Below are 17,474 nucleotides of genomic sequence, written 5' to 3'. Positions count from 1 at the left end.
TGCGCCGTCTCCCCTCACAGCGAAGGATATCGGCCGCAACGACTCTGCCGATTGAATCGAATATCTCCGAAAGAACGACGGGTCGGCCTATGCCTCGCCGGATTGGGTGGATTCGGGAGGTGTCGCCGGTCGAAACTCCTAGCGATGAAGGGCTCCATGAGCGGACGGCGCGGTAGGCGCCAGGCCGGCCCAACTCGCCCTCGGAAGGGGCGATGAGGGGCGACCAGCTCGTGGGAGTCTGCACGCGACCGCGGGTCGCTGCGGCGCGACGACAAGGTTGGAGGAGGGAGTCTCCGATGCTCTGGGGCAATCGCGATCCGAGATCGCCGGCCGCGCGTCGTCGCGGATCCTATACGCTGAAGGCCGAGACGCTGGAACCTCGCCAGTTGCTCACTGTCGACCTGTCGACAGTGGCGACGGCGACGCCGCCGCTCGGCATCGAGCTCGCCGGGGCCACGCCGACCGCCGGCATCGGCTTCTCCATCGCCCAGGTGGGCAATACCCATGGAGCAGCCGCGACCACGTCGGACGACATGCTCATCGGTGCCCCGACGATCGTGAACAGCGGCGGCACGCTGGCGCTTGGAACCGGGGGAATCGGCAACGCCTACCTGGTCTTCGGTGACCGCTCGGTGACCGGACCGACCCCGTTTGTTGGCCTGACGGCGCAGCAGCGCATCGGCAACCTCGGCGTCGTCGGCAACCCCGAAAACGACCTGGGCGGCACGGCGCAGACGAACCCCGCCAACGGCAATGCCACGCTGAACTTCGACGGGATCATCTTCACGTCGAACGATTCCAACTCGCTGCTGGGGGCGTCTGTCGCCGCCGCGGGCGACGTCAACAATGACGGCTTTTCCGACTTCCTCATCGGGGCTCCCGGAGGATTCGACTCCTCCGGCGGCGTCGCCGGCGTCGGCCGTGCTTATCTCGTGTACGGTTCCACGGCCCTGCTTCGGACCGGGACCGCGTCCAAGACGGTCAACCTGGACAACCCCACCGGCATCAACGTCGTGACCTTTGTCGGGACGGGTGTCGGTGCCCAGATCGGCCGTTCTGTGGCCGGAGTCGGCGACGTGATCGCCGACGGGATCCCCGACATCGCCATCGGTGCCCCGGGCGCCAGCGTGGCCGGCCAGGGGGCCACCGGGGCCGTCTACCTGGTCTCAGGCGCGGCATTGACCTCGACCGCGACCCGGACGATCGACCTGACCGGCGTCGGCCAGACGACGGGGACGACGGTCCCCGGCATTACCTTCGTGGGCGCCGCCGTCGGCGATCAGACCGGCCTGGCCGTCTCCTCCGCCGGCAACTTCGACGGCGACGTCCGCGCCGGCGGCGCGGCGATCAATGACCTGATCATCGGCGCGCCGCAGACCGGCATCGGCAATGGCCGGGCCTTCATGGTTTACGGCAGCGCGACGCTCACGAGCCAGTCGCTCCTCGTCAACGGTCAGACCGTCGTCCTCCTGAGCCGGGTCGCCGCGCCGCCCCCGGTGTCGGGCGTCGATACGGCCGTGCCGGGCATTGTCTTCCAGGGGGCCGGCAACGGCGACCTGACGGGCTTCGCACTGGCGACCGCCGGCGACTTCAATGTCGACGGACTGAGCGATCTCCTAATCGGAGCGCCTGGCGGCGGCGGAAACGCCGGCACCACCTCGCTCATCTACGGAACTCGGGGTACCGTCAGCGGCACGACGACCACTCGAATCGTGGCCCAGGTCTCGTTGGCCGCCTTCAATAACGGGATCACCGGGGTCCAGTTCACCGGCGAAGCTGGCTCTCGATCCGGCTCCTCGGTGACGGGCATTCCCCAGCGGAACGTCAACAACCTGATCAGCGGCAGCTCGATCGCCATCGGCGGGCCTTCCTTCAACAACGGAAGCGGTGTGGTCTACGTCGTGCCGGGTAACTTCAACCTGACGGGCACCTTCTCGCTCGCCAACGTTGACACGAACCCGATCCTGGCCGGCCAGAGACTCGTCAACAGCAACAGCCAGGGGCCCGGGTTCCTCGGCTCCGCTGTGTCCGCAGCCTCGCCGCTGGGCACCATCACGACCGCCTCGAACTTGCTCACGTTCAACAACAGTCTGGTCGTCGGCTCCGCCGGTCTGGGATTCACCACCTCCAGGGCGCTTGCGGGCGGTGCCTTCGGCCTGCAATTCTCCTCGCTCGGCGTCGGCACACCCACCGACACCTCGATCCAGACGACGATCGGCGTCGGCAGCCCCGTGGCGCCCTTCTCGATCTCCGCCACGACGCCCGACCAGCTGCAGATTTACGTCTACAGCGTCGCCACCGCCGTCCCGCCGTTCGCGCCGGCCACCCAGATCGACCCGACGACGATCATCGTCAACGGCGTCGCGTTCCCGACGGCCACAATCACGACCGACACGGACCGTAATGGCGACGGCATCCCCGAGGCGATCGTCACCATCAGCCCGCGGTCGGCCTTGAATCTGGTCGCCGGGTCTGCCACCACCTTCACGGTTTCGGGCCGCACCCTGGCCACCGGGACCGCCTCGAGTCAGCGATGGGTCGGCTCGACGAGCGTCACCATCACGAGTGGCGGCGGCGGTGGTGGTGGCGGTGGCGGCGGCGGCGGAGGTGCGACTGCCGCAGTCCTCCCGGGCGCCTTCGTCCCGACGACCTTCATCCCGCCCAACGGCGGCAAGCTCGTCCCCTCGGTGGCCGCCCTCTCCAAGCTCGGCGGTTACAAGGCGATCCCGCTGCGGGTGGCCTACCAGCAGTTCCTGCCGCAGGGCGGGTTCCAGGCGAGGCTCACCGGTAGGGTCAACGCCAACAAGCAGCAGTTCTATAAGCACGGCGAGGCGGGCAAGGCCAACACCCTGAGCAAGTCGGTCTTCACCCGCAGCCGCTACAAGGCCAACCAGACCATCACGTTCACCCACAAGACGCCGGTCATCCCCGCGACCGCCCAGCGGCAGGTCTTCCGCAACTTGAACAGCAACATCAGCGCCCAGAAGCACGGCAAGTCCTAATTGACCCCGAAAGGGGCCGACGACGAAACGACGACCCCGCGTGCCAAGCCCGGCACGCGGGGTCGTTCTCATCTCGCTCCACCCGCCGTTTGAGCGATCACGCGGTCCGCCCCTTTCGCCCGCCCCGGTCGCCTGATCTAATGGGGCGTGATAAGCGATCGACACCGGTGCAGAATGGCCCGGCGCGAGGATGCGATCGTTCCCCTGGAGTGACTTCGATGCGGAAGAATCTGTTCCTGCCGATCGTACTTTGTGCCTCGATCGGCACGATGGGCCTCGGCTGCAACTCCGACCAGGTCGAGACGGGCGCCAACGCCACGGCCAACGCCCTGGACAAGACCGGCGACAAGATCGAAGGCGGCGGCGCCGCGCTGGGCGACTCGCTAAAATCCGGCGCCGCCAAGGCCGGTGAGAAGATCGGCGGGGCCACCGGCGAGACCGTCAAGGGCGCGATGGAAGCCACCGGCAACGCCGCCGAGAAGACCGGAGCCGCCATCGACCGGGGCCTCGACGCCGCCGCTAGCACGACGAAAGAGCTGGGCGTCAAGGCCGGCGCCGCCGTCGACAAGGCCGGCGAGAAGCTCGGAGAGCTCAAGGAGAAGGCCGAAGAAGAAGCCAAGATCATCGGCGAGAAGGCCAAAGACCTCACCAAGAAGACGGGCGACGTCCTGAAGGACGCCGGCAACAGCTTGAAAGAAAAGAGCAAGAACGCCCTCGATGCACTCAAGCCCAGCGAACCCGCACCGGCCGTAACCCCCGCCCCCGAAACGCCGAAGGCCCCCTGATCGGCTCACTCGGCCCCTTGCCCGAGCCTTCGGCGATTGCCCGGGGGCTCGGGCCGGGGTAAAATCCGACAATCCTCCATCATCGATGCGAACGCCCCTTGTTCGACCCGCCCGACGCCCCGCCCCCCAACCCCCGGGGTGAGTGATGATCTGCATCAGTTCGATCCTCGCATTCGCGGCCCTCACCGCAGGCCCTGCTCCCTCTCCCGTCGACTACCTCCGCGACGTCAAGCCGATCTTGACCAAGCGTTGCATCGCCTGCCATGGCGCCTTGCGGACCAAGGGCGGCCTGCGGCTTGACACCGGCAAGGCGATCCTCAAAGGGGGAGATGGCGGGCCGGCCATCGAGCCCGGCGACGCCGAATCGAGCCTCGTCGTCGAGCTGATCAAGGCCCCGACCGACCGGCGCATGCCCCCCGAGGGTGAAGGCGAGGCCCTGACACAGGTCGAGATCGACCGGATCTCCGGCTGGATCGCCAGCGGCGGTCAGTCTCCGAGCGACGAGCCGCCGATGGCCGACCCGCGCCGCCACTGGTCGTTCCAGCCTCCTGTGCAGGCCCCCATCCCCAAGGTCGCCCGCCCGGGCTGGTCCGAGAACCCCGTCGACGCCTTCCTCGCCTCCGGCCACGAACGAAAAGGGCTGACGCCCGCCCCCGAGGCCACCCCCTCCGAGTTGCTCAGGCGAGTCTCGGTCGACCTCACCGGCCTGGTCCCGACCCCGGCTGAGCTCTCCGCCTTCCTGGCCGACACCCGGCCCGACGCCTACGAGCGGGCCGTCGAAGCCTTGATGGCCAGCCCTCGTCATGGGGAACGCTGGGCCAGGCACTGGATGGACACCTGGCGGTACAGCGACTGGGCCGGCTTCGGCGCCGAGATCCGGGAGAGCCGCCCCCACATCTGGCGCTGGCGCGACTGGATCGTCGAATCCCTGAACCGCGACAAGGGTTACGACCGGATGGTCGTCGAGATGCTCGCCGGCGACGAGGTGGCCCCCGACGACCCCGACACCCTACGTGCGACCGGCTATCTCGCCCGCAGCTGGTATAAGTTCAACCGCAATAGCTGGTTGCAGAACACCGTCGACCACACCTTCAAGGCCTTCCTCGGCCTGACACTGGCCTGCGCCCGTTGCCACGATCATAAGTATGACCCGCTCTCGCAGGCCGACTATTACAAGGCCCGCGCCGTCTTCGAGGCCCACGACGTCCGCACCGACCGGATCCCGGGCCAACCCAACACCGACCTCGACGGCCTGACGCGGGTCTATGACGCCGGGGCCGAGAAGCCGACGTATCTCTTCCGCAAGGGCGATGAGAAGAAGCCAGACACCGGCCGGGCGATCAACGCCGCAGCGCCCTCGGTGCTTGCCGGCGACCTGCCGATCTCGGCGATCACCCTGCCGGTGACCGCCGCCGCACCGGGCCTCCGGCCGTTCGTCCGAGTTGAGGAACTGGCCCGGGCCGAAGCGGCCGTCCTGGCGGCCGAGCGAGCCTACGAAACGGTCGCCGATGCCAGCAGGCCCGCCGCCTGGCGTGCTCTGGCCATCGCCATGGGCGACCGCGAGGCCCTTCGCCGCCGGATCGCCGCCGATGATGCCCAGCTCAACGCGTCCGCCGACCCCAAGGCCGCCTTCTTCGCCTCGGTCCTGGCGGGCCAGGCCGAGCGCCGGGTCGTGGGGCTGAAGGCCGACGACGCCCTCGACCTCGCCGAGCACGCGTTGGCCTCGGCCAAGGCCGATCCCGACCGGGCCGCGGCCCGGACCAGGCTGGCCGCCGCGATCGCGGGCCGCGACAAGGCGCGACTTGCTGCCGCCAAGACCTCGGCCGGCCACACCCCGCTGAGCCCGACCTACCCGACGACGAGCACCGGCCGCCGTCTGGCCCTGGCCAACTGGATCACCGCCAAGGCCAACCCGCTGGCGGCCCGGGTCGCGGTCAACCACGTCTGGCTCCACCACTTCGGGGCCCCGCTCGTCGACTCCGTGGCCGACCTGGGCGTCAACGGCAAGCCCCCGCGCGACCAGGCCCTGCTCGACTGGCTGGCCGTCGACCTAACCGATCACGGCTGGAGCCTCAAGCGGCTCCATCGCCTGATCGTCACGAGCCGGGCCTACCGGATGCGTTCGTGGGCCCCCCACGATGACCCCAACCTCGCAATCGACTCCGGTAACCTCGCCTTCTGGCGGATGAACCCGAGGCGGATGGAGGCCGAGATCGTCCGGGATAACCTCCTGCACGTCGCCGGCACCCTCGACACCACCATGGGCGGCCCCGACCTCGACCAGGCCACCGGCCTGGTGACCCGCAGGCGGAGTATCTATTACCGCCACGCCGCCGAGAAGCAGATGGTCTTCCTCAAGATCTTCGACTCGGCCAACGTCGCCGCCTGCTACCGCCGCGACGAGACCGTCATGCCCCACCAGGCGCTCGCCCTGGCCAACAGCCCGCTCGGCCTGGCCTCGGCGCGTCGGCTCGGCCTGACGATCAGCCGCGAAGTTGGCGACGAGCCCACGCCCGACCACCACGCCGCGTTCGTCGACGCCGCGTTCCTCCGTTTACTGGGCCGTCCGCCCGAGGAAGCCGAGCGCACGGCCTGCGTCGCCTACCTCGCCGATCAGACGGCCCGGCTTGCGAACCAATCCGGCCTGACCCTCTTCCCGCAAGGCACCCCGAGCGACGTGCCCGCCGCCGCCGAGCCCCACCTGCGGGCCAGGCAAGACCTCGTCCTCGTCCTGCTCAATCACAACGACTTCGTCACCGTCCGCTGACGCCGGGATGCATGCCCCACGCACAACCCGGACCGGAGCCCCGCCGATGACACCGCCCCTGCACTCAGCCCAGCCCAATCGCCGCGCGTTCCTGGCCGACATGGGCATGGGCTTCACTGGCGCGGTGTTGGGCGCGATGCTCTTCCGCGACGGGGTCGCTCGCGCGGCCGACCACTCGGACGTCGAGGCCTGGGCTCCCCCCTCGGGGTTGCCCCAGTTCGCCCCCAAGGCGAAGAACGTCATCTGGCTGTTCATGATCGGCGGCACCAGCCACATGGAGAGCTTCGACCCCAAGCCGGCGCTCACCAAGTATGCCGGCAAGACGATCCTGGAGACGCCGAACAAGGACGTCCTCTCCAGCCCCCACCTGAAGAACCTGCGCTCGTTCGTCGAGGGGGACGGCAGCCACCAGACGCGGCATACCCTCTACCCGCTCCAGGTCGGCTACAAGCCGCGCGGCCAGTCGGGCATCGAGGTCAGCGACTGGTTCCCCGAGGTCGGCTCGTGCGTGGACGACATGGCCGTCGTCCGCTCGCTCTGGACCACCGACAACGACCACGGCGCGCAGCTCCAGTTCCACACCGGCCGCCACGTCCTGGAAGGCCCCTTCCCTTCGATCGGGTCCTGGGTGCGCTACGGGCTGGGTTCGCTCAACGACGACCTCCCCCAATTCGTCGTCCTGGGCGACCCCATCGCCGATTGCTGCGGGGGCGCCAACGGCCACGGGGCCAACTACCTCGGCCCCGAGTACGACGGCATCCGTCTCGAGATCGACCCCGCCGCGCCACTCCCCTTCGCCTCCCCCGGCAAGGACGTCTACATCGAGGAGCAGCGCGACGAGTTCGAGCTGCTGGGCAAGCTCAACCGGATGTCCGCAGTGCGCTACCCGGACGACCCGGCGCTCCGCGCCCGGATCAAGTCCTATGAGCTCGCCTTCCGGATGCAGATGGCCGTGCCCGACGTGGTCCGCTTCTCCGAGGAGAGCCCGCAGACGCAGGCCCTTTACGGCCTGGACAACGCCACCACCAAGACCTTCGGCCAGCAGTGCCTGGCCGCCCGCAGGCTCGTCGAGCGTGGCGTTCGGTTCGTCCAGATCTTCCACGGCGGCAACGGCGGCGCAGGGGCCTGGGACAGCCACTCGGGCCTGAAAGCGGGGCACTCGGCCCTCTGCGGCCAGGTCGACCGGCCCATCGCTGGCCTGCTCAAGGACCTGAAGCGGCGGGGCATGCTCGACGACACCATGGTCGTCTGGGCCACCGAATTCGGCCGGACCCCGGGCAGCGAGGGGGCCGACGGCCGCGACCACCACCCGTTCGGCTTCAGCGCCTGGATGGCCGGCGGCGGCATCAAAGGGGGAGTCGTCCACGGCGCCACCGATGAGCTGGGCTACCACGCGGTCGAAGATCGCCACTACGTCACCGACATCCACGCCACCGTCCTGCACCAACTCGGCCTCGACCCCCGCAATCTGGAGATCCCCGGCCAGAAGCGGCTGGAGATCGACTACGGCCGGCCCATCCGCCAGATCATCGCCTGAACCCTGGCCCGGCGCCCCGGTGCACGTTACATTTCCCCGCGTGCGCCGCGCCGTGCCCGGCCCGCGCCCCTCGCGCCCAATCCATCACTCGACTAACGCCCGTCGACACGGAGCCTGCCATGCAGCGCCGCGACTTCCTCAAGCAAGCCGGCGTCGCCGCGGCGGCCTCCTCGCTCGCCACCGGCCCGTTCATCCACGCCGCCGACAAGGCCGGGACCCAGACCCCGGTGATCGGCAAGGGTGAGCATCAGTACGAATGCCACCACGGCTGGGGCACCCTGCCCGACTCGATCAAGTGGGAGACCACCCACGGAGTCACCGTCGACAAAGACGGATTCGTCTACATCAAGCACCAGGGTAACGCCCAGACGCCCGTCGACACGATCGTCGTCTTCGACCCCGACGGCAAGTACGTCCGCTCATTCGGCAAGGGAATTTACCCGGGCGGCCACGGCATTGACCTCCGCGACGAGGGGGGGACGCAGTATCTCTATCTCTGCGACGTCGCCCACCGCAAGGTCCTGAAAACCGACCTCAAGGGCGCGGTCGTCTGGACCAAGGGCTTCCCGGAGGAGTCGGGCGTCTACAAGAGCGAAGATGGCTTCCGCCCCACCAACGTCGCCTTCGCCCCCGACGGCGGTTTCTACGTGGCCGACGGCTACGGATCGAACTATATCCATCAGTACGACAAGGCCGCGAAGTGGGTCCGCACCTGGGGTGGCACCGGCGACGCGCCGGGCCAGTTCAAGACCCCGCACGGCCTCTGGCTCGACGACCGTCCAGGTCGCGAGCCCTCGCTGGTCGTGGCCGACCGGGCCAACGCCCGCCTCCAGTATTTCACGCTCGACGGCAAGCCCCTCTCTGTCGTGAGCGAGGTCCTCTTCCCCGCCCACCTCGACATCCGAGGGGATGTGCTCCTCGTCCCCGACCTTCACGCACGCGTCTCCCTCTTCGACAAGGACAACAAGGTCATCGTCCACCTGGGCGACGACCCCGCCTGGCTCGCCGAGGTCAAGAAGTTCAAGATCCGCGGCGACGCCTCGACCTGGATGCCGGGCAAGTTCGTCCACCCGCACGACGCCTGTTTCGACCGCGACGGCAACATCTTCGTCACCGAATGGGTCACCACCGGCCGCGTCAGCAAGCTCCGCAAGGTGAGCTGACCCGGACAACCATCCAGTCGGCCGGCCTCCCACTAAGTGCGGGGCCGGCCGACTCGGAGGATGCTCGACACCATGAATCCCGGGGCATTCGATCGCCTCGCCCCGCGCATCTTTACCGCCCTGCTCTGCCTCTACGCCCCCTACGCCTGGCTGGCCTTCACGTCGCACCCGCTGGACGCCTACCGCCTCCACTGGATCAAGATGTGGCCGATTCTGCCGGGCCTGCTGGTTGGCGTCATCCCGGCGGTGCACCGACAGCCGGATTGGGTCGGATTTTCGGCGATGGGGCTGGCCACGGTTTCCATCCTGGGACTCGTCGCCCTGCTTCTGTCGAAAGGACGCCGCCTGGCGATCGGCACCCTCGTCGTGGCCGGGTTACTCTCATGTCTCAATTCAATGCTCGCCAACGGCCTCTTCTGGTTCTGAACCGTATCCCCGTTGCATAACCATCGCGTTCTCCGAGCGACAGGATCCGCCCAGTGATCATCAAGTTTCGCATCGTGTTGCAGCTTACCGGCCTGCTCGCCCTGCTGCTCGCCCGGCCCGCCACATCCGTCGCTCAGGACGCGCCTACGCCGCCCGCCGCCGTCAAGGCGGGCGATCGCGTGGCCTGGATCGGCAGTTCCTCGACCAACATCGGCGTCTGGCCCCGGACCGTCGAGTTCCTCCTGCGCACGCGGCACCCTTCGCTGAAGCTGGAATTCAAGAAGTTCAGCACCGGCGGGGGGACCTTCGCCACCGGGCTGGCCAACCTCGACGCCTGGCTGAACGCCTTCCCCCCCACGCTCGTCGTCTTCAACTACGGAGGCAATGACGCCGGGGCCGGCCGCGCGGGTCTGGCCAACTATCTGGAAACGATGGGCAAGTGCATCGATAAGGCCAGGGCGGCGGGCGCCCGCGTGATCCTGGTCACCCCGCAGGCCGCCGACACGCGCAAGTCGGGCGTCTCCGCGGCGAAGAAGCGGACCCTCTATGCCGAGACGATGCTCGAGCAGGGCCGCCTCCGCGGCTGGCCGGTCGTCGACATCCACCACCCGCTCGAAACCCTGCAACTGGCCAACCAGAAGATCAACCCGTCCTACTCGATCCTCAAGGACAAGATCCACCTGACCGACCCCGCCTACGTCGCCTGGGGCTTCCTGTTCTTCGACCGCCTGAACCTCCCCCTGGCCCGCAGTGAAGCCGCCATCTCGGCCGATGGCAGGGTCGTTGCCACCGTGCATTGCGCCATCGAGGCGGCCGAGTCGAAAGACGGTGTCCTCGCATTCACGCGTATCGACGAGGTCCTGCCCCTCCTCCCCCCCGGGCCGCTCCCCCCTCGCCACTCGGCGCCGCTCGAAGCCCACTCACGCTACCTCCTTCAAGTCGAAGGGTTGTCTCCCGGCAACTACGAGATCCGCTGCGAAGGACGGCAGATCGGCGTCGTCCCTGCCGAGACCCTGTCCGACGGCCTGAACCTGAACACCCTCCTGCTCGACGACGGCCAGGAAGCCCCGTGGACCGCACTCGCCAGGGATCTCTGGGAAGGTCGTCGGCTCGAAGAGATCGGCAAGACTCGCTGGCGATTCGAAATCCGACGACGCTGAGTGAAATCATGATACTCCGATCCACCCTGCCCGGTGGATGCGGGCGCCTCGTCGCCTTCCTCGGGGCCTTCGCGATCGCCCTGATCCTGATCGCGAAGCTGCCCCGACAGGGTGCACGATCGGTCGACGTCGCGACACTCCTGGCCATCGATTCTTCCCGTTCGCCGTCCCGGTTAGGATCGTCTCCTTGCTCCGGAGAGCGGGCTGACGCTCAACGCGGAGGGCCGCCCCGCGCCGCGTCTTGCAACCGGCCGTTCCTCGCGATCTGGGCGTCGATCTCTTCCAGACCCAGGCTCTTGATCATGGTGCCGATCGAGGTTTGTGGGTCGTTCGACCAGAACAGGCCGATGTCCTCGCGGCGGTCGTAGTGGTAGCCGACCCGGTCGCCATACTTCTCGGTCAGGGCCTTGCCGTCGTTCAATCCGGCCGACCAGCCGAGCAAGGCGTGGCTCAGATCCAGTTCTTTGACGAGAACGGTCTCGGGCGACTCGATCTGCGCGGCGACCATCCCGGTCGGCTCGAAGACGGTCGCGTCCTCGCGGTAGGTGCTCGAGACGATGTAATACCGATGGGTCCCCGCCCTCGACGCGGGCTGCTTGGTGGAGGGCGAGGCGGTCGGCCAGACGACGATCTCGGCCCCCTTCTCGGCCAGGGCCTTCCAGCCATCCTCGTAAACCATGTCCCAGCAGATCTGGATGCCGAGCTTGCCGAAGTCGCACTCGAACACCGGGAACTCGCGGCCCGGCGTGATCCCCCCTTCCAGATTGTCGACCCCGACCCAGGCGACCGGGTGCACCTTGCGATAGATGCCCGCGACCTCGCCCTTGCGGTCGAACAGCACGGCCGAATTCGAATAGGTGGTTCCCGCCGGCGTATCCTCGACCAGATCCATCGTGGCAACCAGATAGGTCGAATACTTGCGTGCCAGAGCCCCGAAGGCCTCGCGCACGGGCCCTACCAGCCGGATCGACCGCGTCGAGGCGGGGCCTCCGCTCGCCGTCGCCGCGGTCTCGGGAAGGATGACCAGGTCGAGCCCGCGCCCAGGATAGGACTGCTCCGCCTTCCGGGCCATTGTGTCGACCAGATCCACCAGCGCGGCCATCCGTTTTTCTTGCCCGGCGTCGCCGGCGGGCCCGCTCGATCGGAAGATCGCCGTGCCGACGATGACCTTGCGCGGCAGCCCCTCGGCCTTCGACACCCGGCGAGCAGGCTCAGCGGCCCCGACCGCGCCGACGAGCGTGGCCCATGCGACGATCATCATCAAGGCAGGATTCATGGGTTCCTCTCCGCGAATCGTCCGAAAGCCAGGGTCAAGCACGCAAAAAACGCATTCCCCGGGACGGCCTGGGAAAACCGCCCCGGGGAACCACGGGTCAACCGATCGGCGAGGGGGTAGACCCGCCGGGTGCGATCACTTCTCGCCCTTCTTGGACGCGGCCTTGCGGTACGTCTCCAGGGTCTCGGCGAACTGCTTCAGGACCGGGTTATCCTTGTCCTTGATCGACTCCTGGGCGAGCTTCAGCGCCTTCTCCTCGGTGGCCAGGGCCCCCTCGGCGTCGCCGTTGCGGAACTGGGCGGCGGCCAGAGTATCGAGGTTAGCCGGGTCGTCCTTGGAGACCTCGGTCGAACGCCGGGCGATCTTCAGCGCCAGCTCGGCCAGCTTGGGATCGAGATCGCCCGTCCGCTTGGGGTCGACCAGGACCCAGGCGAGGTTGTTCAGGTAGGGGGCATTATCCTTGTAAGTCTCGAACAACTCGTTGCCCAGGGTCAGGGCCGGCTCGATCTCGCCGCTCTGGCCCAGGGCGGCGAACTTCACCCAGCCGAACTCCTTGGCCAGCTCGGCGTCGCCGCTGGTCCCTTCCTCGATCGCCGCGAGCGTTCCCTTGTAGTCCTTCTGCTGGTAGGCGGTGAAGACCTTGCGGCGGACGCCACTCAACTTGCGTTCCTTGGTCTTCTCGGCCAGGCGTTCCTTGCCCACGCGGGCGGCATCCCAGTCGCCTGCGACGATCTTCTCCAGGGGCTTGTCCATCTCCATCGGGTGGCCGATCCAGGCGATCTTGCCGTCATTGATGATGAACGAGGTGGGAATCCCGTTCTCCTCGGCTGCCTTCAGCCACCCTTTGGCCATCCCCCCTTCGTTGGGCTCGCTCTTCTCAGCCACGGCGTCGAGCGCGACGCCGTAGTCCATCTTGTCGCCCATCTCCTTGAGGAAGGGCTCGACCAGGTCGGTGTCATTCTCCCAGACGTCGACGCCCACGAATCGGACGCCCTTCTCCTTGTACTTGTGGGCCAGCTCGGTGACGTGCGGGATGCTCGCCCGGCAGGGACCGCACCAGGTCGCCCAGAACTCGACGACGTACGTCTTGCCGGGCTCGAACGTGTCGAACTTCTCACCCTTGACCCACTTCGAGACGGTCAACGGGGGCGCCGGGTCGCCGACGTTGAGGATCTCGCCGGCCGAGGCGACAACCGGGGCGGCCCACGCGATGAGCGCGGCGAGACGGACGAGGTGTTGACGCATGGGAGGGTCTCACATGCCCGAGGCCGGCGTGCCCCACCGAACGATTCGATGGGCGGCACGCACGACAGATGTCACGGCGATTCCACGGTAATCCCGCGCCATCCGGGCCGCAACGGGTGCAGAGACTAGGAGCGGGAGCGCGAGCTGGTGTCGAATCCCTTGGGCTCGGGGGTCTGATCGTTGATGATCTTCCAGGTCTCGCCCATCTCGCGGTAGGCGTCGAAGTTGATCGCCTTGTAGCCGACATCGAGCTGGGGCGTGGCGATCGGCTTGCCGCCGGCGATCATCGAGTCCATCGCGGCGTCGAGCAGGCCGGTCGTCAGCAGCGTGCGCTCGACCGGGTAGGGCGCATTGCCATCGCGGAAGTGGGCCTGAATCGCGTGCGACAGCGCCCGGAAGAGGTTCCGGTTCTGCCAGGGGCCGACGTTGAACTGGGTCGCCCGCGGCGCCGTCTCGCCTTCCAGTTGGCAGGCGAAATTCCAGCGGGTCGCGCTGGAGCCCAGCCGCAGGACGATCCCGCGCAGGCCGTCCCGATAGGTGACGAGCAGTCCTTGGGACTTGTGCGAGGCGAAGTCCTTCGTCTTGACCAGCTCGCGGATGGTGGGCGTGCCCGGGCCCAGCTCGGCGACCATCGCGGCGTCGGCCAGCTCGGTCGACCAAAGGCCGTCGTCGGCCGCCTTCCAGAGTGCGTCGTCGGTAAGGAGCGCGACCTCGGAGACGCCGGTCTCCCCCCCCTTGCGAGACTCGGTCATCGATTGCAGGACTTCGAGCCCGTGGAAGCCGTACGACTCCACGCCGCCGCCGTGCACCGAGACGGCGCCCAGCCATTTCGCCCCCGCGGGAAGGGACAGCGGCGGCCGCCTCTCGGCCAGCGGCACCGAACTTCCCGCCATGAAGGGGATCTTCAGCCGCACGGCGGTGTCGTACATCTCCTTCGCCCAGTCATACCGATACGACAGGTGCTTGTCATTGAAGACGGGGACCGGCCTGCCCGACTCCTCGATGACGGCGGCGATGGCGTCGAAGAACCGCTTGCGGGGATATTCCATCTGCCCCTTGGCGTTGACCGGATACGTGCCGTGCTCGCCGATGGAGAGCACTGCGTCGACGGCCAGCGACTTGCCACCGCACTTCAGGGCCTCAGCGATGGTCGGATAGATCGGGATTTTGTACTCGCGAGAGACCTCGCGCGACATCTCCTTGGCGGGGAACTGGTCGACGTACAACGCCACCACGTCCATGCCCGACTCGGTCTTCTTGCCGTTGAAGAGATAAGGCTCCAGGAAGTTTTCCAGGATCACGTGGGCATGGCTGCGATAGGTGAGCTCGGTGATCACCGCCGCAACCTTCAGGCGCGAGCCGGGGGCCGCGGCCTTCAGGGGCGTCGCCAGGCCGGGCAGCGTCAGGCCGGCGCCAAGGCCGAGGCCGAGTTCGCCCAGGAAACGCCGGCGTGTGCGTTGCGCATGACTACTCATGGGAGGGTGGACCTCGGGGTGGTGGAAGGCGGGCAGGCGAAGCGGGGAGGGACACGAACGGCGGGAGGCCCGTCGTCGAGTCCTCGGGGGAGGAGGGCCGAAGGGGAGAGGATCGGCTTGGTTTCGAGTCTACTCGGCGCGCAGCCACCATCCCAGCCCCGACCGGGAGGTCGGGGGCGAGACGGCGGCCGGTCTCATGGCTCGCGAGCGATCAGGCAGGCTGGCCGGGGGCCACGCCTTCGCCTCGTAGACGCCTGAGCTGGTCGCGGACCAAGGCGGCCTCTTCGAAGTCTTCCAGCTCGACGGCCACTGCCAGCTGCTGCTCTAGACGCTGGAGGGGGCCGACCGGGCGGTCACGCTCAAGCTCGCGGCGCCAGCGGAGCAGGAACCCCAACTCCATGCAGTCGGCCTCGCGGGTCGCCTGGTCGTACTCTTCCAGGAACACGCGGATGGCCGCGATGCCCGCGTCGACGGCACCGATCGCCTCGGCGTGGTCGTTCAAGGCCAACGCCTGCAGGGCCTTGGCTCGCGCGTGCATCATCGTGACGTAAGGCCGATACTGGTCGAACTGGAGCTTGTCGAAAGGCCGGGTGGCGTGGCGCCTGACGAACTCGAAGAGCCTCAGGTTGCGCGCCGTGTCGCGGGCCACCAGGTCGTACCGCTCCAGGTGGAACGCGGCCAGATAACGCTGGTAGTACTGGACCCCCTCGCGCATCAAGGCGGCGCACTCGGGAGCATCAAGCTCGAAGTCGGTGACCGAGCCGCTGCTGGTGGCCTCGGCAACCCGTGCCTCCAGGGCGTCGAGCAGCGACTCCTTGCCCTCGGGCCGGCCACCGTCGGGGCGACCGTCGAGTTCCATCTGGAGCAGCCCCAGATCCACCCGCGTCTGGATCTTATCCCGGCCGTCGTCGCCGGCCACGATCCGCACCGGCATCTCGTCGGGGTCGAATTCCCAGGCGGATAGGATCGTGCTGATGTCTTTGCTCAAGGCGATCCCTCCGAAGTGCGAGCGAGGCCGGCCGGTCGCCTCGATCGGGCGGGCCGGCGTGGGCCGCCGCATTCACCCTGGAAGTGTAGGCGGGAATCGACGGCGGGACAACCGACAACGCACGGCGCCGCGCGGCCCGTCCTCCAAGGGCGGGCCGCGCGGCGTCGCGGAAGGTCATCGGATGTGGGCAAGCGGACAGGCCGCGGCGAGAGTCCCTCTCAGGCCTCATTGCCGTCGTGGATCATCGGCTCGAGTTCCTTCGTGTTACGCTCGACGGCCAGGACGATCGTCCGCTCCTCGACCCCGTCCACGCTCGTCGCCACGGCAGGGATAATCTGGCGTGCGTCGGGCATGCTGAAACGGACGGTGAACGTGCCGTCGGGACGCACAGGGACGTGCTCGCCCTGCAAGGTGACGCGGGCCGTCGGCTCCGTCGAGCCGTAGACGATCAGCTCGGCATCCAGTTCAAAGTGGAAGCCACGGGAGAGCAGCAGGCCGGCCGTGCCCAGGCCCTGCACAGACGGGTTGTACATGGGACGTCGCAGGCGTTCCTCGAACAGCTCGCGAAGGTCGTTGGAGACCCCCGAGCCGTTGGGCCCGCCCGACTGGTTGTAGATCTTCTGGAACTGCTCCTGGACGCTCGCCCAGTTCTCATCCAGGTGGTCGGTCACGCCCGCCTTGGGGGTGCTCACCACGTTGGACCGGGCCAGGACGAAGAACTTGCCGCGCCTCGACAGGTAGCCGATGTCGATCCGGAAGGACCGGGGCGGCGTCGTCACGTCGATGTACCAGTTGTTGACCCCGCCGTGGATCTCGATGTCCCGGAGGTGCCGCTCGCTGGCGCTGGTGGTGTCCTCGCTGGTCACGTCGAAGACGCGCAGGATTGGCCGGGCGCCATGCCAATCCTGCCCCAGGGCGGCCTGCGCCCGAGCCAGGGTTGACCGGCTCAGCTCCCAGTGGACGTGGAGCCAGTACGGGTCGCGGACCATCGCCACGATCCGATCCTTCACGGCGGCATGGTCCAGCGCCCTGGGGGGGAAGACCGCCAGGGGCCGGGTCGCCAGCGAGGTCGCCTGCGACGCAGCGGGTCGGCGCGTGGACGAAGCCGCCTTGGGCTTCGGCTTCTCGCGATCGGCCGGTTTACTTCCTTCGATGCGCGACGCCGACGGCGGCAGGCTGAGCGCACGGATCAATTGATCCTTACGCATCGCGTGCCATCCGACGATCCCCTGGTCCTTGGCCATCCGGGCCAGGACCTTCTTGTTACTGTCCTTCAAAGATTCGACGGTCATGCGGGACCACTCCGTCACCGCCGGCGGCTCGCGCGTTCAGCCGCGGGCGATCCGAGGACTCGGGGATTCCTCCATGAGTGGGCCGATCCGGAAAACTCCCTGCCTCCCGGACTGCGCGGCCGACCACTCCTTGAGGAGAGGCCGGTCGCCGACGATTCGCACGCAAATACCCCCGGCGATCGAAGATCGAAGCCAACAAAAAAGGCGGCCGTCCCCACCGCATGTCGCGGAGGACGCCGCCTCAGTCGGGGCAAACCGTGGTGATCCAACAAGCGGGTGGAATCATCTCGACCCCATGTCGGCCTTGGGTCACGAATCGTCAAGCTAACGCCGTACTACCAGCCTGCTTGGAGATATC

The 17,474-nt window shown here is 67.8% G+C and carries 12 protein-coding genes; 7 read left to right on the top strand and 5 right to left on the bottom strand.

Features of this window, described 5'->3' with window-relative positions:
- The first annotated feature begins 296 nt into the window (after positions 1-296).
- The 7 genes from EP7_RS14965 (at position 297) to EP7_RS14935 (ending at position 10,840) form a co-directional block, all read left to right on the top strand.
- Positions 297-3,002, top strand: a complete 2,706-nt coding sequence (locus tag EP7_RS14965) for a beta strand repeat-containing protein (protein WP_463522051.1) — start codon at positions 297-299, stop codon at positions 3,000-3,002.
- A gap of 218 nt (positions 3,003-3,220) precedes the next feature.
- Complete coding sequence (locus EP7_RS14960) at positions 3,221-3,787, top strand: hypothetical protein (protein WP_463522049.1); 567 nt, start codon at positions 3,221-3,223, stop codon at positions 3,785-3,787.
- A 145-nt stretch (positions 3,788-3,932) separates the two neighbouring features.
- Positions 3,933-6,554: a PSD1 and planctomycete cytochrome C domain-containing protein gene (locus EP7_RS14955; protein WP_463522047.1), complete on the top strand. Its 2,622-nt coding sequence runs from the start codon at positions 3,933-3,935 to the stop codon at positions 6,552-6,554.
- 46 nt (positions 6,555-6,600) lie between these two features.
- A complete protein-coding gene (locus EP7_RS14950; RefSeq protein WP_463522045.1) occupies positions 6,601-8,091 on the top strand; it encodes a DUF1501 domain-containing protein in 1,491 nt (496 codons plus the stop codon).
- Between the two features lie 119 nt (positions 8,092-8,210).
- The gene (locus tag EP7_RS14945; protein ID WP_463522043.1) at positions 8,211-9,254 is read left to right on the top strand and encodes a twin-arginine translocation signal domain-containing protein; all 1,044 of its coding nucleotides are present in this window, start codon (positions 8,211-8,213) and stop codon (positions 9,252-9,254) included.
- A gap of 72 nt (positions 9,255-9,326) precedes the next feature.
- Positions 9,327-9,680 carry a hypothetical protein gene (locus EP7_RS14940; protein ID WP_463522041.1) on the top strand — a complete coding sequence of 118 codons (354 nt, stop codon included), beginning with the start codon at positions 9,327-9,329 and terminating at the stop codon, positions 9,678-9,680.
- A gap of 74 nt (positions 9,681-9,754) precedes the next feature.
- Complete coding sequence (locus EP7_RS14935; protein ID WP_463522039.1) at positions 9,755-10,840, top strand: GDSL-type esterase/lipase family protein; 1,086 nt, start codon at positions 9,755-9,757, stop codon at positions 10,838-10,840.
- A gap of 211 nt (positions 10,841-11,051) precedes the next feature.
- On the opposite strand, the gene EP7_RS14930 is transcribed toward EP7_RS14935, so the two are convergent.
- The 5 genes from EP7_RS14930 to EP7_RS14910 all read right to left on the bottom strand — a co-directional run bounded on the left by EP7_RS14930 (position 11,052) and on the right by EP7_RS14910 (position 17,116).
- The gene (locus EP7_RS14930; RefSeq protein ID WP_463522037.1) at positions 11,052-12,116 is read right to left on the bottom strand and encodes a carbon-nitrogen hydrolase family protein; all 1,065 of its coding nucleotides are present in this window, start codon (positions 12,114-12,116) and stop codon (positions 11,052-11,054) included.
- Positions 12,117-12,251: 135 nt separating this feature from the next.
- Complete coding sequence (locus EP7_RS14925; RefSeq protein ID WP_463522035.1) at positions 12,252-13,361, bottom strand: TlpA disulfide reductase family protein; 1,110 nt, start codon at positions 13,359-13,361, stop codon at positions 12,252-12,254.
- A gap of 125 nt (positions 13,362-13,486) precedes the next feature.
- Positions 13,487-14,836, bottom strand: a complete 1,350-nt coding sequence (locus tag EP7_RS14920) for a hypothetical protein (RefSeq protein ID WP_463522033.1) — start codon at positions 14,834-14,836, stop codon at positions 13,487-13,489.
- Positions 14,837-15,047: 211 nt separating this feature from the next.
- Positions 15,048-15,824 (bottom strand): UvrB/UvrC motif-containing protein, encoded by a 777-nt coding sequence (locus EP7_RS14915; RefSeq protein ID WP_463522031.1) that lies wholly within the window; start codon positions 15,822-15,824, stop codon positions 15,048-15,050.
- Between the two features lie 218 nt (positions 15,825-16,042).
- Positions 16,043-17,116 (bottom strand): DUF4912 domain-containing protein, encoded by a 1,074-nt coding sequence (locus EP7_RS14910; RefSeq protein WP_463522029.1) that lies wholly within the window; start codon positions 17,114-17,116, stop codon positions 16,043-16,045.
- Positions 17,117-17,474 lie beyond the last annotated feature (358 nt).

Source organism: Isosphaeraceae bacterium EP7 (assembly GCA_038400315.1).
GTDB lineage: Bacteria > Planctomycetota > Planctomycetia > Isosphaerales > Isosphaeraceae > EP7.
This window is presented reverse-complemented; position numbering and strand designations above follow the sequence as displayed.

What these genes read in the sequence shown, in the direction of transcription:
- EP7_RS14965 (WP_463522051.1), top strand. Translation starts at nt 297, where the DNA reads ATGCTCTGGGGCAATCGCGATCCGAGATCGCCGGCCGCGCGTCGTCGC.
- EP7_RS14920 (WP_463522033.1), bottom strand. Translation starts at nt 14,836, where the DNA reads ATGAGTAGTCATGCGCAACGCACACGCCGGCGTTTCCTGGGCGAACTC.
- EP7_RS14930 (WP_463522037.1), bottom strand. Translation starts at nt 12,116, where the DNA reads ATGAATCCTGCCTTGATGATGATCGTCGCATGGGCCACGCTCGTCGGC.
- EP7_RS14910 (WP_463522029.1), bottom strand. Translation starts at nt 17,116, where the DNA reads ATGACCGTCGAATCTTTGAAGGACAGTAACAAGAAGGTCCTGGCCCGG.
- EP7_RS14925 (WP_463522035.1), bottom strand. Translation starts at nt 13,361, where the DNA reads ATGCGTCAACACCTCGTCCGTCTCGCCGCGCTCATCGCGTGGGCCGCC.
- EP7_RS14945 (WP_463522043.1), top strand. Translation starts at nt 8,211, where the DNA reads ATGCAGCGCCGCGACTTCCTCAAGCAAGCCGGCGTCGCCGCGGCGGCC.
- EP7_RS14960 (WP_463522049.1), top strand. Translation starts at nt 3,221, where the DNA reads ATGCGGAAGAATCTGTTCCTGCCGATCGTACTTTGTGCCTCGATCGGC.
- EP7_RS14950 (WP_463522045.1), top strand. Translation starts at nt 6,601, where the DNA reads ATGACACCGCCCCTGCACTCAGCCCAGCCCAATCGCCGCGCGTTCCTG.
- EP7_RS14940 (WP_463522041.1), top strand. Translation starts at nt 9,327, where the DNA reads ATGAATCCCGGGGCATTCGATCGCCTCGCCCCGCGCATCTTTACCGCC.
- EP7_RS14955 (WP_463522047.1), top strand. Translation starts at nt 3,933, where the DNA reads ATGATCTGCATCAGTTCGATCCTCGCATTCGCGGCCCTCACCGCAGGC.